The organism is Pseudomonas sp. E141, from assembly GCF_052659885.1.
Map to the genome: position 1 here is coordinate 2,359,006 of NZ_CP084024.1, position 15,095 is coordinate 2,374,100.

Consider the following 15,095-nt stretch of genomic DNA (forward strand, 5'->3'; position numbering starts at 1 on the left):
TGGCCCGATTATGGCGACATTAACCACAGGCAACCCAAAGTCGCGAACGTTCAACCCATCCAGCCCAGGGTCGCGAGGGCGAGTGCGCCATAACGCAACCCTTTGGCCAGGGTCACGATCAACACAAAGCGCCGCCACGGCTCGCCCATCACGCCCGCCACCAAGGTCAGTGGATCGCCGATGATGGGCATCCAACTGAGCAGCAGCGACCAACGCCCATAACGCTGATAATGCACGCGGGCCTTGTCCAGATGCGCCGGACTGACCGGAAACCAGCGCCGATCCTTGAACTGCTCCAGGCGTGTGCCCAGCCACCAGTTCACCAGCGAGCCCAGTACGTTGCCCACGGTGGCGACCCCCAGCAACAGCCAGGTTTCATAGCGTTCGCTGAGCAACAGCCCAACCAGCAGTGCTTCGGATTGCAGCGGTAACAAGGTGGCGGCACCGAATGCCGCCAGGAACAAGCCGATGTAAGCCTCGCCCATCAGTGGGCCGGGTAATCCGCCACCACGGTTTGCGTCCCGTCGCTTTTCAGGCCGATCACCTGATACGCATCACTCATGCCGTCCGTTTCCATACCGGGCGAACCCATGGGCATGCCAGGCGCGGCCACACCGAGCAGGTCGTTCCGTTTGCTCAACGCCAGGACCTGGTCGGCCGGGACATGCCCCTCAACGAATTTGCCATTGATCTGGGCGGTGTGGCAGGAGCGCAGGTTTGGCGCAACACCCAGGCGTTGTTTGACTGAACTCATGTCGGTTTCAACATGGTCGTTGACCTTGAAGCCGTTTTCTTGCAGATGTGAAATCCATTTTTTACAGCAACCGCAATTGGCATCGCGGTGTACGTCAATGGTGATCGGTTCGGCGGCCTGGGCCAGGGTGGTGACAAAAAACGCGCTCAGGGCGAGCAGGTGCAGGGGATTGGCCATGGGGACAGTCTCGTGTCGAACAGTTTGGGAGGAGGATAACAGAGTAGCGAGCGTGAGCTGACAGTGGGCTGAGGGGCGGATTACAGAGTTGTCAGGTTGGAAGCGGTACTGATTCGAAGTTCGGCGCAAATTCACCCGCCACCGCAGAACCCTGCGGGAGCGAGCCTGCTCGCGATCGCGGTGGGTCAGCTTGGCCAGTGTCGACCTTGCCGCCGTCATCGCATGCAGGCTCGCTCCCTCAGGTTCATATGCAAACAACCTGGGGCGTTTCAGCGCACTTTGAACCGCCCCATGATCGCATTCACCCGGCTGTTGGCTTCCAGCAACTGGCGGGTGTTGTTCTCGCTGGCCAGGCCACTTTCCACCAGCTCTTCCACCATATGGCGGATCTGCACCATGCTGCGATTGATTTCCTCGGTCACGGCGCTCTGCTGTTCGGCAGCGGTGGCGATCTGAGTGCTCAGGCTGTTGATCTGGCTGACGGAACCGGCCATTTCATCCAGTCCTGAATTGACCCTGGACGTGGCGTCGGCGGCTGACTGGCAGCTGGCCTGGGTGTTTTCCATGGCCGAAACCGATGAACTCACGCCCTGGGTCAAGCGCGTCAGCATTTCGTTGATTTCCGAGGTGCTGGCCTGGGTGCGGGCGGCGAGGGCGCGTACCTCGTCGGCCACCACTGCGAAGCCTCGACCCTGCTCACCGGCCCGGGCGGCTTCGATGGCGGCGTTAAGGGCCAGCAAGTTGGTCTGCTCGGCAATGGCGCCGATTACGCCGAGAATCTCGGTGATGCGTTGAGCGTCCTGCTGCATGCTTTCGACTTTGCGGGTAGCACTGGCGACTTCATCGATCAAGGCCACCACACTGTTGGACGCCTCTGCGACAACCACCCGAGAATGGTCGGCATGTTCATTGGCGCGTTGGGTGAACGCAGCGGTTTCGGCGGCGTTCTGCGCGACGCTTTCGGCGGTGGAACTCATCTCGGTGATGGCCGTGACGGTCTGATCGGTTTCCGAGGCGTGGCGCATCAGGATTTCGCTGGTGTGGGCTGAGGTCCGTTGCAGGTTGTCCAGGCTTGTCGCCATGGCGCCGGTCGCCTGGGTGACTTCGCCGATCATGTTTTGCAGGTAAACGATGAAGCCGTTGACCGAATGACCGATCGCCCCCAGTTCATCCTCGGCGCGGATGGTGATGCGCCGGGTCAGGTCGGCATCGCCGGTGGACAGCGCATCGATGTTGCTCTTGAGTGTCTTCATGCGGTTGGTCAACTGACGGATCGCGTACAACTGCATCAACACCAGCAGGATCACCATCGGGATCTGCAGCAGGCTTAACGTGCTCAGTACATCGTCGCGCTGGGCGGTGATCAGGCGGGTTGGCAAGGCGGTAGCCAGGAACCACGGCGAACCTTCGATAGGCCGCATGAAAAAGGTACTGGCCTCACCCTTGTTATCAAATTCGACCCGCTGCAGCGGCTGGTCTCGTTGGGCCAGGCCGGCCTTTACCTGTGCGGCGAAGGGCGAGGTTGCCGCCAGTTCGCTGATGTTCTTCAGCACGATGGGGCCGCTGATGCGCGAACTGTTGCTGATGATCTTGCCATCGCCTTCCACGATCAGCATCTCGGCGCTCAGCTCGGCTTCCTTGCGTGCTACCAGCTCATTGAAGAAGCCCAGGGTCACGTCGATGGTGGAAACGCCATAAGGCGCGCCGTTCTTCTGGATGGACATGGCGCAGTTGGTCCGCGGCTCAGCGCTGGCGTCGTCTTTATAGGCGGCGGCCCAGGCGCACTTGCCGGCGGGTGTGGCCATGCCGCCCTTGTGCCAGGGTTGATCGTAATAATTTGGCGCCGCGTCGCTGTTCCAGAAGGTATTGACCACTAGTTTGCCCGAGGCGTCGCGGTGCCAGAACGTGCTGAATTTGCTACGTCCTTCGGCCCGCTGATTAGGCAGCGGCCAGATCCCGCCACCAAAGACTTTCAGCTCGCCGTACTGATCCACCAAGCCAGGCAGGACCCTGTCTATGGCATCGCTGTCGAGCAGCGGGATGGTCTGGGTGATGCTGCGTTGCTGCGCCTGGACCTTGTTCAATTCCCCCTGGATCTGCTCGGCCACTTCGCTGATGCGATTAAGCGCCACTTGCTCTTCGGTGTGGCGCAGTTTGGGCGCGACGAGATAGCTGATACCCACGACGGTCAGGATGGACAACAACAGGATGAATGAAATCAGGAACAGCGTGTAGCGCGCCTGAATGGTGCGAAATGCGGGCATGTGGGAATCCTTGCTCGAAGGCGTCTTTCGGGAGCTGGCGCAATGGCCTGACTTATTTTTATCGGCCCGTCGCTGGACAGCTTGAGGGGTGCCCACATAGCAAACATTACCGCTGATCGGGAAAGATCGCAGCGTGAACGCCGCGATCTTCCAGCATTTCAGCGCGACTTTTTTGCGTGGCCACAGCGCCGAAAACTCCGTTTTTACGCCGCCGAACCTGCCTGGGCGCTCCTCCAGATGTGCCCTTGGGCTTGCACTTGTTCGTGGAGCCGTTGCATCGGCTCCGAATGCAAGGTGAGCGGGCGATCCAGGGCGCCACGGTGAAACAGCGCCTGCCAACCGGGGTCGCCTTCGGCAGGCATGATCCCGGTGAAGATGAATCCGGCGTCCATCAATCGTTGGTAATCGTCGGCAAATTGCTGACGCAGTCCGAGTCGCACTGAAAGCGACCAATGGGCCGGCAAGCGCAGCAGTTGCCCGGCCAGGCGAAGGCCTATGTACCCAGCCACAATGTCGATTCTTCCGGGCAGCTGTCGGATTTGAAAAGGCTGTACCGAAGGCAAGGGCGCCTCGAGCGAGGTACCAAACAGCGATGCCAAGGGTTGCGTCAGCCATTGGCATGCCGCGGGCCATTTGAGGTGCGGCAGCGGGCGGCGATGGCCGCTGACCACTTGGCTGCCGACCACGATGGTTTCGGCGTGGACCGTGGCGAAAGGTGAGGGCACATGGTCAGGCAGCAGCCCGGTGTCATGGAACCCCAGGCGTTGTGCCAGACGCTGGCTGTAGCAATGGCTGGTGACTTGCTTGATCGACAGCCTGGCAAGCCCGAGGTCCTGGCAGCTGTCGAGTAATTTCTGCCCCAGGCGCGTCGCAATCTGGCCGCCCTGCATCGCGGGGTCCACCGCGATCAGGGCCAGTTCCGCGTCTTCACCATCGGCCGTCTGCCGACACAATGCGGCATGACCGACCACGCGCTCATCCTCCACGGCGACCATGGAGTGCCAACGGTTCAGCAGGTTGTGCAGGCCAATCATGTGTGGCAGGTAGACGTCTGGTGAGACGTAGTGATCGCCGTAAACCCGGCGGAACAATTCGCTGGTTCCGACGCCATCCGTGGGCCTGAACGGTCGGATGACCACGCTGCTCATCCGGCGTGCCTCGCTGTCAACGGAGCATAGGTGCGGCGGTCGATGATCGACAGGTGCTTGCCAGAGCGTGGATGGCGTTCCAACGCTTGCAAGGCGCAGGCCTGGACGTGCAGGTCGAGTTGGTCGATACCCGGATACTGTTTGGTCAAAGCAGCTTTCAATGTGTTGGAGAGTGACTGGCAAGCCTGGGTTTGCCCGCCAGGCACCCACTTGAGCAACACGCGGTCGTTGTTCTGTGCGTGCTCGATGATCAATTGCCACTGAAGGTCACCGCCAATGCTGCGGATGATGTCGCTGATTTCCTGCGAAAACAGCGAGAAAACGCCTACCCGCACTCGCTGGCTTTTCGCGCTGCGGCCCTGAAGCGCGAACTTGCGTCGCGGGGTACCAACCGGCTCGCGCCAGCACGCTCGGTCGCCCACCGGATACCGCACGATGGGCATCAGGGTCCGGGTGAGGTTGGTCACCACCAGATTGCCGGGCCGATCGCACGCCTGGATGACCTCACCGCTCAGTTCATCGATGATCTCCACCCGTATCTGTTCGCCGAACACGCGGTGCTCGCCCAGGTTGCAGTCCGGTGCGCTGGCGCCCACCAGCCCGGCGTCGACGCTGGCATAGCCGATGGAGGCGAAGCGTGCCTGTGGGAAGGCGCGCTGCAACGCGGGCAACTGGCTGTCGAACAGGTTTTCTCCGCCGAACAGCACGGTGGTGATGCCGGGCAGCGTTCGCCCCTGTTGATCCAAATGGTCGGCAAACGCCAGCAGGTGCGCGGGCACGCCGGCCAGCACATTGATGCGGTGGCCGGTTACGGCCTCGGTCAGCACGTCGAGATCCACCGCCCCGGTGAACGGGAATTCGGTGATGGCTACATCGACTTTGCCAAGGGCGCCATGAATGAACAGGAAACTGGCGTACAGGTCTCCGGAAAAGAACAGGTTGGCGATTCGATCACCAGCCCTCAATTGCCCTGACAGGCTCTGACCGAAGCAGTTGAGCATCCGCTGCCATTCAGCGTGGGTGTACACAGACAGTTTTCCCTGACTGGTCGTGCCACCGGTTTTGTAGATCAGTGCGTCTTCGACTTTGCCGGTCAGTACGTCCCAATGGTCCAGGTCATGACTGCCGGCCCAATAGTCGGCGACGTCGACAATGGGGACATCCTCCAGAGCGCAATTCTGCGCGGGTAAATGCCGTAAAGACTTGCGGTAGAACGTTGAATGCGTACGAATATGGGCGAGCCATTGTTCGAATGGTAAAGAGGTGCTCATCAGGGTTCTCTCGGACTCTAACGTCCGCTTATTCAATTACACGGGAAAACAATCAAGCGGTGAGTCTGCGATCAATCACCAGCGGTACTTTGCCGCTGTGTTTGTTAGGTTCGAAACTTGTTGCTGGACAGGATTGCACGTCCAGTACAAGCATTTCGGACTCCACCAGCGTGGACAGCAGTTCGAGGCCCATGACCTGGCGCCGAACTGTTTGTGCGTCGCCATCGGCGCGAATCAGCAGGCGTTCGCAGCCGCTGCTGTGGTAATCGAGTACGATCTGAATGGCCGTTTGTGCCTGCTCAGCCAGCTCGCGGGTATTGATCAGGTACGTCACGATGCGTATCAGGGCGCCGTGGCGCTGGCGCAACTCGAACCGGGGTGACTCCAGGCCACACGAGCAGGGAGCGGTGAGCCAGCGCCCGCAATCACCAACTTCGTAGCGGTGAAGGGGCTGCGCTTGGCGTCTGCGCGAAGTGAACAGCAGCCGTCCGGTTTCCCCTGGTTCGACTGGAGTGTCCTGTTCCAACTGGACGATCTCCAAGTGTTGAATGTCCTCCATGAGATGGAACACGCCCTCGCCGCCAGCAGCGCAGGCATGGCCAAGGGGGCCCGCGTCGACGCTGCCATAGATGGCTGAGCGAATACTTGTCACGCCGCAGTCCTCAAGCAACTGACGGCAGCCTGGCCCCAGGTGCTCGCCGCCCAACATGACTTTGCGCACGCCGCCGTAGCCTTGAAGGGTTTCTCGCTGGCTGGAAAACAGGCGCTGCAAGGTACTTGGCATGCCAACCAGGGTATTGACCTTGTGAGCGACGATCATCCGTGCGATCTCTTCAAAGTCCGCATCTGACGTCGCACCCATGGGGTAATGCACGGCGTTCATGTGCTCCAGTATTTTCGAGAAGCTGAAGAAGCCACCGTAGAGGTTGCCGCCATAAAACAGATTCATCACCCGATCCTTCGTCGGATCCAGACCGGCCGCGCGCAGTCCGTCGGCGGCGGCCCGCATGTGGCGATCAAAATCGCGGTAGCTGTAGGGCGACAGCACCGGTGCGCCGCTGCTACCACCTGAGCGGAAGAACAACTGGGCCTGGGGTGCGGCAGGCAGCGCCAGGAATGCCGCTTTGTCCATGATCGGCGTCGAGGGTGAAATAGGTGTCGTGGTCGGCGGGGCGTCCAGTGTCACACGATGACTGGCGACCTCAGGTTCAAGACCGACCGATACCCGACGACTCAATCGTTGCAGCGCGTAGACGCCGTCGTGAGGCTCGCCCTCGTAGCCTTGCTGGATGTCTGCGGTTGCCGAAATGCGGGTCACGCCGGCGGCTAATACGCGACGTGCCAGCTCAGGCGCCCGTTGCGGTTCACTGATCAGCGCGCAGCTCTGCAACACGTTTCGCCAGGGCAGCAGGGTTTCGGTGATCAGCCCATGGGGCACCGGTCGTAATAAAAGCGTGCGAAACAGTGGCGATGGCAACAGGTCGCGGTGATGCTCCCAAATAATACGCCAGCCGTGGCCTTCCCAAATCTGGCCGGTTTGTCCTGCAAAGCTGTGGTCAAGTCGGGCAAGTGCCGTGCGGGTGGTGATCTCGCACGCTTCGGCTGCACTGGTTTCCAACGCCGGCCATTGTCCGGTGCGTCGTTCAAATGCACCAGCCAAGGCGTTACCCAGTGCCAGCATCTGGGCCGGCTCGTCGCTGTCCACCAACAGCCACTGGGGGCTGGAACAGGCTTGCTGATCGAGGCGGCAGACCTCATCCACCAGACTGTCCAGCGCCTGCTCGTTGGCGGCTTGCGGCGTGACATAGGCGAAGCTGATGCGATGTCCCCAATCGATCCAGCGGCAGCCGCTTGGAAGCTGGTCACGCATGGCCTTGAGTGCTGTCTCGCCACCCCAGGCGCTGACGCCCTGGGCCAGCGCGAAGAGACGCCGGCACTCGTGGTAGGGCACTGGCAGCACCGCAACGTAATCGCGCAACTGGCCGCTTGGGTCGCAATCGAGGAACGTCGCCAGCACCCGCGCCGTCAGGTCTGCATCGCGCGTGCTGGGTCGCAGCCAGTTGACGTTGCCCGCCAGCAGGCTTTCCAGTGCCGCGAAGAACCCCAGCAGCGGAGCATTGCCGGGGGTGACATGCACCACCAGCCCCAGGGGTTGCCAGCTTTCGAAAGGGCCATCGCTATAGTCGATTCGGCGCAGCGAGCGCGCGTCCGCCCCCAGCTCCCGTTCGAGTTTGCGGCTCAAATGCTTGCGTTCGCAGAAGGCGATCAGTGCCTGGCGCTGGTCGTCGTCCAGGAACGGAGTTTGTTCTGGGACCCGCAGCATTTGTGCGAACGCCTGCGCACAATCGAGCACGCTATCGCTGGGGGGCGGTGCGTCCAGAAGAGCAGGCAGTTGCGTCTGCAGGCGCTCAAGGGCTGCATCGAGTGGCAGATCAGCGTGCAGTTGGCCATTGATGAGATACATATCAATTCTCCTTGATCAATTCGGAAGCGGCCATGGCGCAGCTTCGGCTGGCACTGGTGCCGGCCCGACCATGCAGCTCGAACCATTGGGTGTTCAGGCCGCACTCACAATTGGCCGGATGCAGGGTCGCCAGGTCGCTCATCACCACGGCATGGGCGGGACTGGAAGAGATGTAAGGCGAGACGAACGACAACAATCCCGCCTCACCGAAGGGCTGGACGCTGAAGTTCGAGGGGTGACGTATGAAAGCTTTCGAATAGATCGGCACATGAAACCTGTGGTGCGCACATTCGATGTACGGCACGGCGTGCTCGACGGCACCGTAACCGTCGCGGCAGCGGTGCGCTTCAATGCCCAGTTGCCGGGTGATGTGTTCATAGACCTCGTGGCGGGGGATCTCCTGGGCGGCCTGTTTTTTCCAGCCGCCTCCCAGAAATACCAGGGAGTCGGGGGCAAGTTTGAGGTTCGGCGTCGCAGTTTCACGCATGCGCTCAAGCGCATGACACAGCAGCGCCGGGAAGCCAAAGATCCGCACCGGCAGGCCCTCTTCGGCGAACTCCTGAAGGGTCCGGATCGCGCCAAAGACATCGAACTCATGACCTTTTCCGGTGCGCCGCAGCGCATGAAAAATCCGATTGGCCGGCGCGAAGCTGCGCAAGAACTGGTCTGTATGAGCGGTGCCGACGTGATTGACCTTCTCCGGTTCGTGACTGAACAACAGGTAGTTGCAGGGCGAATCCGGCGTGAACCAGCCGTAATGTTCAAAGATACGCGCCACCATGCCCTGGGCCGCGGCCATGCTGCGCTCGTCGTAGCGCATGCGGCTTTTCTGACCGCTGGTGCCGGAGGATGTCAGCTCTAGCGCGTTCTCGCCGGTGGGGCTGAGCAACAAGCGCTGCTTGAAGTAATTGGCGTAGATGGGCGGCAAGCGCGACCAGTCAGTCAAATGCTCCAGATCCTCTACCGCCAGGCCGTTGGCGTTGAGCCAGTGTTCGTAGCCAGGGGTGTGGTGGCAATGGAACAGGCTGATTTGGGCCATGGCCCGATCAAACAGACCAGCAGGTACCGAATCGGGATCGTAAGGCTGCGCCAATGCACACAGCGCATCGGCGTGGGGAAAATGAATCATGGGTAACGTTCCTCAGGGAGGGGATTTTCAGACGTGAGCGGCCGGTTGCGACAGGAACAGACGCAGCGCCACAAGGCAGCTGAGCCCGGCAATGCCGACCATCAAGGCAAAGGCGTTCAGGCTTGTTCCGGCGCCCAGCAGCGCGAGCAGTGAGCCGGCGGTGCTCATCACTGCGATGGAAATCATCCCGACCATGGCCGAGACCAGCCCTTTGCTGTCGTCGCTGGCGAACAGCGCCAATCGATACAAGGCCGCGTTGCCCATGCCCAGCCCCAGGGCGTAGAGCGCCAGGCCGCTGACCAGCGCGGGTACGCCAAGGTTGAACGGGCTGGCGATCACCAGTGCGATGAGGCCGGTAGAAAAGGGCCACAGGCTGTAGCGCAATACCCCGCGCACGCCCACCCGCTCCACCAGGTGATTGAGCAGGAGATTGCCAAGGATCACGCCCGAGAACACCGGGATTTGCCACAGGCCATACACCAGGGGCGACAGGCCCTGGTCCTGGATCAGCAACAGGGGGGACAGACCGATCCAGGCAATCAGCGGCAGGCTCATCAACCCCAGCGCCACGCACGCGGCCATGAAGCCGGAGTGACCCAGCAGCGCGCCATAGCGCCTGATGAGTGTGCGCAGTTCGAACGGCTCCAGGGCCGGTTGCCGGGGGCAGGAGTGCGCCAGACCGGGGCTTCGGGGCATGAATGTCCATAAGGCCAGCCAGCTCACTGCCCCCAGGCCTGCCAGCAACATGAACAGCTCGCGCCAGGACAGCCATTGCAGCAGCAAGCCACCCAGCAGCGGCCCCAGCAAGGGCGAGAGGAGGGCGAGATTGCCCAGCAACGCCATGACCTTCACAGCGTCCGACTCGTTGAATACTTCCTGTATGGCCGGGTAGCTGACCGCGATCACGAAACCCAGCCCCATACCCTGGATCAAACGAAGCCCGTTGAATCCCTGCATGTGGGTGACCAGGGTGATCGCCGCGCAAGCCAGGACAAAACCGGCACAACCGGCGAGCATGAATGCACGACGCCCATAGCGATCGGATAACGGACCGATCAGCCACGGCAGCAGAACACCGCCCAATAGATACAGATTGAAGGCGTAGGGGATTTGATCCGCGGGCGCATCCAGTTCCCGGGTCACCGCGAGCATGGCCGGCATGACCAGGTCGCTGGCCAGATAAGTCAATAGTTCGAAAAGAGCGATAGCCAGGCAAAAACCTGTCAATCGTATTGGCGAAAGAGTTGCCAGCAAGTTTTGCATGATTTCCAACGTTGATTTTCGGTAAGGAGGTAAGCGCCTCTTATTCGAGAATACGTTGGGGGAATTCAGGGCCGAAAGAAGTCTTCCCCTTTGTTTGTGGCAGAAATATGAGTTAATTCTGTAAGACAAAAGTCCGCCAGGGGCGGACTTCTGTGGTGATGCAGGTAATTAATCTGATGGGCTTCGGTTGCGTGAGTACGCCCGTTCGGCTGTACCATGAGACCCCGTCTGCTGCCCGCCATTTCCAAAACACGGTATGGGGCTGGCAAGCACGGGGATACAGAGCGGATACATTCAGGAAATTGGCAATGACTCAATCGCAACGTTTGAAATACTCGATTCTGGTGGTCCTCGTGGTTCTGGCGATCATGCTGGGACTGACCTGGATGCAGAACAACGGCATGATCAGCGAGCAGCTGTTTCAATACATCGCGATTGCCGTCGCGGTCATCGTGGTCGTGATCAACGGCGTGATGCGACGCAAGGTCAAGCCCTGAGCGCAGGCGTCACTCCCCGCCCTGGAGCACGTGCATGGCCTTGCGGTGCAAACTGTAGGTCTTATCGGGGTTAAGGGTGACGACACCCTCGCTGCACAGGCGCTTCAACACCTCGCGCACGCTGAGGAAGGACAATGGAATGTCCAGCCCCAACAGTTGACTGTGTACGCCCCGCACACCCAGGCTGCGGTTTTCAACGGCGGCCTTGAGCAATGCATCGATGACCTTGAGGCGAATCAGGCTGGTTCTGAGGCCGAAGCTCTTGAGCAAAAGCCTGATGTGTTCATTGCTACCTCGTTCTGCCGGCCTGTCGAACAGGTTGTGAGTGGCTGTCGCCGGAACGCCGGTCGACCTGGGCTTGCCCTCCATGGGCTGACGCGCGTCATGCATGCAAAAACTCCTTACCAGCCTGTTCAGAAAAGGTCACGGATACTCTCCTGTAATAGGACGAACGAACGCGGCCAATCATGAAGGCAAAAAGCTGAAAAATTTGTCTGGAGGCGATCAAACGCCCGTAGTCAGGCGGTGCCAGGCCATTAATTTTTTTTCATCCCATTCGTTTTCAAGGGAGGCACATTCCGGCCAGGCACGCGGTATGTGAATTCCCAGGCAGCCGTCCTGGTTTTAGAAAGTATTGGATCAGGAGTGAACGTGAGAATGTCCGGGCAGTTATCGAGGTTTGGTCTCGCAGGTGTGTTTTTCGCAGTGAGCCTGGGGTTCAGCTGCGTCGCCAGCGCTCAAAGTGATAAAGAACAGGCCAGTGCCGAGATCCGTCGCACCAGTTTTGGCGTGCCACATATCCGGGCTCAGGATGAGCGCGGGTTGGGCTACGGCATCGGGTATGCGTACGCTGAGGATAATTTATGCCTGCTGGCCAATGAGATCGTCACGGTCAATGGTCAACGCTCGCGCTACTTCGGCCCGGAGCAGGTCACGCTCGAACAGCGGGAGAACCGCGTCAGCGATGTATTTTTCAACTGGCTCAACACGCCGCAAGCCGTTTCCGGTTTCTGGCAAGCCCAGACGCCTCAAGTACAGCAACTGGTCGAAGGCTATGTGGCGGGCTACAACCGCGCCTTGGCCGAACGCAAGGCTATCGGCCTGCCCGAGCAATGTGCCAGTGAGTGGGTGCGGCCGATCACCGTGCTGGACCTGGTCAAACTGACCCAGCGCCTGTTGGTGGAAGGTGGCGTCGGCCAGTTCGCCGAAGCCCTGGCGGGCGCTCAGCCGCCACAAGCGACGGCGGACGCTGGCGAGCCGAGGGCAGGTTTTGCAGGCGCAGCCACCCGGCAGCAGCGTTTCGCCCTGGAGCGTGGTAGTAACGCGGTCGCCATCGGCAGTGAGCGCTCCTTCAACGGGCGTGGGATGTTGCTGGCGAACCCGCACTTCCCATGGCTGGGGGGCATGCGTTTTTACCAGATGCACCTGACCATTCCCGGCAAACTGGACGTCATGGGCGCGGCCCTGCCAGGCTTGCCCGTGATCAACATCGGTTTCAGCCAGCACCTGGCCTGGACCCACACCGTCGACACCTCCAAACATTTCACGCTGTACCGTCTGCAACTCGACCCGAAAGACCCGACCCGCTACCTGCTCGATGGTCAATCCGTACCGATGAGCCAACAGACGGTGACGGTGGACATCAAACAACCCGATGGCCAGGTGCAGAGCGTTTCGCGGGTGGTCTACGGCTCGCAGTTCGGTCCGATCGTGCAATGGCCCGGCCGGCTGGACTGGGATGACAAGTTCGCCTACAGCCTGCGCGATGCGAACCGGGAAAATGATCGTGTGCTCGCCCAGTGGTACGCCATGAACAAAGCCGTCACGCTCAAGGACTTGCAGAGTGCGGTCCATGAGATCCACGGTATTCCATGGGTCAACACCCTGGCGGTGGACGATCAGGGGCAAAGTCTCTACATGAACGTGTCGGTGGTACCGAACGTCGATGCCGACAAGTTGGCCCGCTGCAGCGACCCGCGGGCAGGGCTGCAACTCATCGTACTGGACGGCTCGCGCGGCGAATGCGCCTGGGATATCGATCCCGAGGCCGTGCAGAAAGGCATTTACGCCGCCGACAAGCTACCGCAGTTGTTGCGCCGCGATTATGTGCAAAATTCCAACGATTCGGCCTGGATGGTCAACCCTTCACAACCCTTGTCCGGTTATTCGCCCTTGATCAGCCAGCAAGACCAACCGCTGGGCCTGCGTGCGCGTTTTGCTCTGCAGCGGCTGGGTCAACTGGCCAAGGACGGGCCGGTGAAGGTCGATGACTTGCAGCGTATGGTCATGGACGACCAGGTCTACCTTGCTGATCAGGTGATGCCCGACCTGCTGGGCTTTTGCGCCGGTGACCTGGGGGCCGATGCCGTGACGTTGACCCAGGTGTGCAACGATCTCAGGGTCTGGGATCGAACCGCTGGCCTGGACAGCGGATTGGGCTTCATTCATTTCCAGCGCATCATGGCGCAGTTGCAGAGGGTGCCTGATTCATGGCGTGTCCCGTTCGATCCGCAAGACCCGCGACATACTCCAAACGGCCTGGCGATTGAGCGTGCCCCGGTGCACAAGGCTGTGCGTCAAGCCATGCTGGCCTCGCAGGCCTCTGTGAAGGCCGCCGGATTGCCCAAGGATAGCCGCTGGCAGGACATCCAGGTTGCCAGCAGTGGCAGCCGGCAGACGCCAATCCACGGCGGCCCCGGTGAGCTGGGGATCTATAACGCGATTCAGAGCGTGCCAGGGGCCAACGGCAAACGGGAAGTGGTCAGCGGCACCAGCTATCTGCAAGTGGTGAGTTTTGATGGCAAAGGACCTCGGGCTGAAGGTCTGTTGGCATTTTCCATTTCCAGCGACCCGGCATCGCCGTATTCGGCCGACCAGACCCAGGCATTCTCGAAGAAGCAATGGAGTGCGCTACCGTTCACCGAACAGCAGATCAAAGCCGATCCGCACTATCAGGCGGTGATCATCCGTGAGCGTGATGAGGCGGGCAGGGTGGCCGCGCACTGATCGCTGTTGTTTTACACAAAAGCCGCGACCTGATCAGGTCGCGGCTTTTTCAGTTGGACGGCCGTTGACCGATGGAGTTGAGGACTGGATTGCCGTCCTTGTTCTGCGTCAGGTAAACCGGCAGGACTTTGGGCAACGAAGGCACCAGGTTCTTCACTTCGTTGAGGTTGTAGATACCACCGATACGCAGGGCGCCCGTGCTGTTGTCGGCCAGCATGACGGGATGATCGAGATAACGATTGATCAGCGGGAGTGCATCGCTGAGGGCAAGGTTGTCCAGCACCAGCTTGCCGTTGCGCCACGCCAGCGAGCTGTCGTTGGCATCGACTTCACGGATTTGCGGTTGGTAGTCGCCGGCTTTGTAGCTGGCCTGCATGCCCGGCGACAGTTGTGAGCCGTTACTGGCAAGTGCCTGGTTGCTGGTCACCCATACCGAGCCCTCCACCAGCGTCACCCGGACCTGATCCTGATACATCCATACATTGAAGCGAGTGCCGGTCACGCGCACCTGGCCCTGGCCGGCCCGTACAACGAACGGGTGGCGTGTGTCATGGCTGACGTCGAAAAACGCCTCGCCCTTTTTCAGCGTCACCCGACGCTCATTCTTGTAATTGGCAAATACCAGTTCACTGCCCAGGTTCAGTTCTACCTGGCTGCCGTCACCCAGGGTGATGTGACGCACGCTTGTATCCGCTTCGAATCGTTCGTAGGAGTTGGCAACCCAGCCCAGGTTCCAGCCCGTGTAGGCGGCCAGGGGTATGCCCAGCACAAGCACTGCGGCTGCGACAGCCATCCGACTCCAGCGGGACCGAGGTCGCGGTATTGGCGCGGGAGATGGTGCCGCTTCGACACGCGGAAGATGATCGGCCACGGCCCAGATCTCCAGCATGGCTTGGTATTCGAAAGCGTGCAGGGGATCGGCATCGTGCCATTGTTTGAATGCCAGCCGTTCGGCGTCGGTGCAGTCGACGGCGTGCAAACGCATGCACCAATGCGCGGCCGCATCGGTAATGGCGTCGTATTCGGCTTCCGAGAGTGTATGTTCGGTCATTGACTCTTCCTGGTTTGCCGCATTCTAACCTTCGGCATGACCTGTCGAGAACCGCCATCATGGCGTTTGCA

At 60.5% G+C, this 15,095-nt stretch carries 12 protein-coding genes; 2 read left to right on the top strand and 10 right to left on the bottom strand.

Annotated features, from left to right (window positions below):
- Positions 1 to 50: 50 nt before the first annotated feature.
- From GKKCFE_RS10660 to GKKCFE_RS10695, 8 genes are all read right to left on the bottom strand, one after another.
- The gene (locus tag GKKCFE_RS10660; RefSeq protein WP_076385003.1) at positions 51 to 485 is read right to left on the bottom strand and encodes a YqaA family protein; all 435 of its coding nucleotides are present in this window, start codon (positions 483 to 485) and stop codon (positions 51 to 53) included.
- Positions 485 to 931, bottom strand: coding sequence for a DUF411 domain-containing protein (locus tag GKKCFE_RS10665; protein WP_076385001.1), 447 nt, complete (start codon positions 929 to 931; stop codon positions 485 to 487). Before GKKCFE_RS10665 ends, GKKCFE_RS10660 begins: the two co-directional genes overlap by 1 nt.
- A gap of 269 nt (positions 932 to 1,200) precedes the next feature.
- The gene (locus tag GKKCFE_RS10670; RefSeq protein ID WP_445577817.1) at positions 1,201 to 3,195 is read right to left on the bottom strand and encodes a methyl-accepting chemotaxis protein; all 1,995 of its coding nucleotides are present in this window, start codon (positions 3,193 to 3,195) and stop codon (positions 1,201 to 1,203) included.
- Positions 3,196 to 3,398: 203 nt separating this feature from the next.
- Positions 3,399 to 4,343, bottom strand: a complete 945-nt coding sequence (locus GKKCFE_RS10675; RefSeq protein ID WP_445577818.1) for a GNAT family N-acetyltransferase — start codon at positions 4,341 to 4,343, stop codon at positions 3,399 to 3,401.
- On the bottom strand, positions 4,340 to 5,614 hold the full coding sequence (locus tag GKKCFE_RS10680; RefSeq protein WP_445577819.1) for a phenylacetate--CoA ligase family protein: 1,275 nt from the start codon (positions 5,612 to 5,614) through the stop codon (positions 4,340 to 4,342). The genes GKKCFE_RS10675 and GKKCFE_RS10680 overlap by 4 nt, the downstream gene beginning before the upstream one ends.
- A 52-nt stretch (positions 5,615 to 5,666) precedes the next feature.
- On the bottom strand, positions 5,667 to 8,078 hold the full coding sequence (locus tag GKKCFE_RS10685) for an acyl-CoA reductase (RefSeq protein ID WP_445577820.1): 2,412 nt from the start codon (positions 8,076 to 8,078) through the stop codon (positions 5,667 to 5,669).
- A gap of 1 nt (position 8,079) precedes the next feature.
- Positions 8,080 to 9,207: a LuxE/PaaK family acyltransferase gene (locus tag GKKCFE_RS10690; RefSeq protein WP_316913155.1), complete on the bottom strand. Its 1,128-nt coding sequence runs from the start codon at positions 9,205 to 9,207 to the stop codon at positions 8,080 to 8,082.
- Between the two features lie 27 nt (positions 9,208 to 9,234).
- Positions 9,235 to 10,470, bottom strand: a complete 1,236-nt coding sequence (locus GKKCFE_RS10695) for an MFS transporter (protein WP_316913156.1) — start codon at positions 10,468 to 10,470, stop codon at positions 9,235 to 9,237.
- Between the two features lie 308 nt (positions 10,471 to 10,778).
- Here GKKCFE_RS10695 and GKKCFE_RS10700 point away from each other — a divergent pair, with 308 nt between their 5' ends.
- The gene (locus tag GKKCFE_RS10700) at positions 10,779 to 10,967 is read left to right on the top strand and encodes a hypothetical protein (protein WP_047226561.1); all 189 of its coding nucleotides are present in this window, start codon (positions 10,779 to 10,781) and stop codon (positions 10,965 to 10,967) included.
- A gap of 9 nt (positions 10,968 to 10,976) precedes the next feature.
- On the opposite strand, the gene GKKCFE_RS10705 is transcribed toward GKKCFE_RS10700, so the two are convergent.
- Positions 10,977 to 11,357: a fe2+ zn2+ uptake regulation protein gene (locus GKKCFE_RS10705; RefSeq protein WP_310662536.1), complete on the bottom strand. Its 381-nt coding sequence runs from the start codon at positions 11,355 to 11,357 to the stop codon at positions 10,977 to 10,979.
- Between the two features lie 267 nt (positions 11,358 to 11,624).
- Here GKKCFE_RS10705 and pvdQ point away from each other — a divergent pair, with 267 nt between their 5' ends.
- Entirely contained in the window at positions 11,625 to 13,973 is a 2,349-nt protein-coding gene (pvdQ, locus tag GKKCFE_RS10710; protein WP_310662537.1) for a bifunctional acylase PvdQ, read from the top strand.
- A 49-nt stretch (positions 13,974 to 14,022) separates the two neighbouring features.
- Here the strand turns inward: pvdQ and GKKCFE_RS10715 are convergent, their stop codons facing one another.
- Positions 14,023 to 15,024: a FecR family protein gene (locus tag GKKCFE_RS10715; RefSeq protein WP_310662538.1), complete on the bottom strand. Its 1,002-nt coding sequence runs from the start codon at positions 15,022 to 15,024 to the stop codon at positions 14,023 to 14,025.
- Positions 15,025 to 15,095 lie beyond the last annotated feature (71 nt).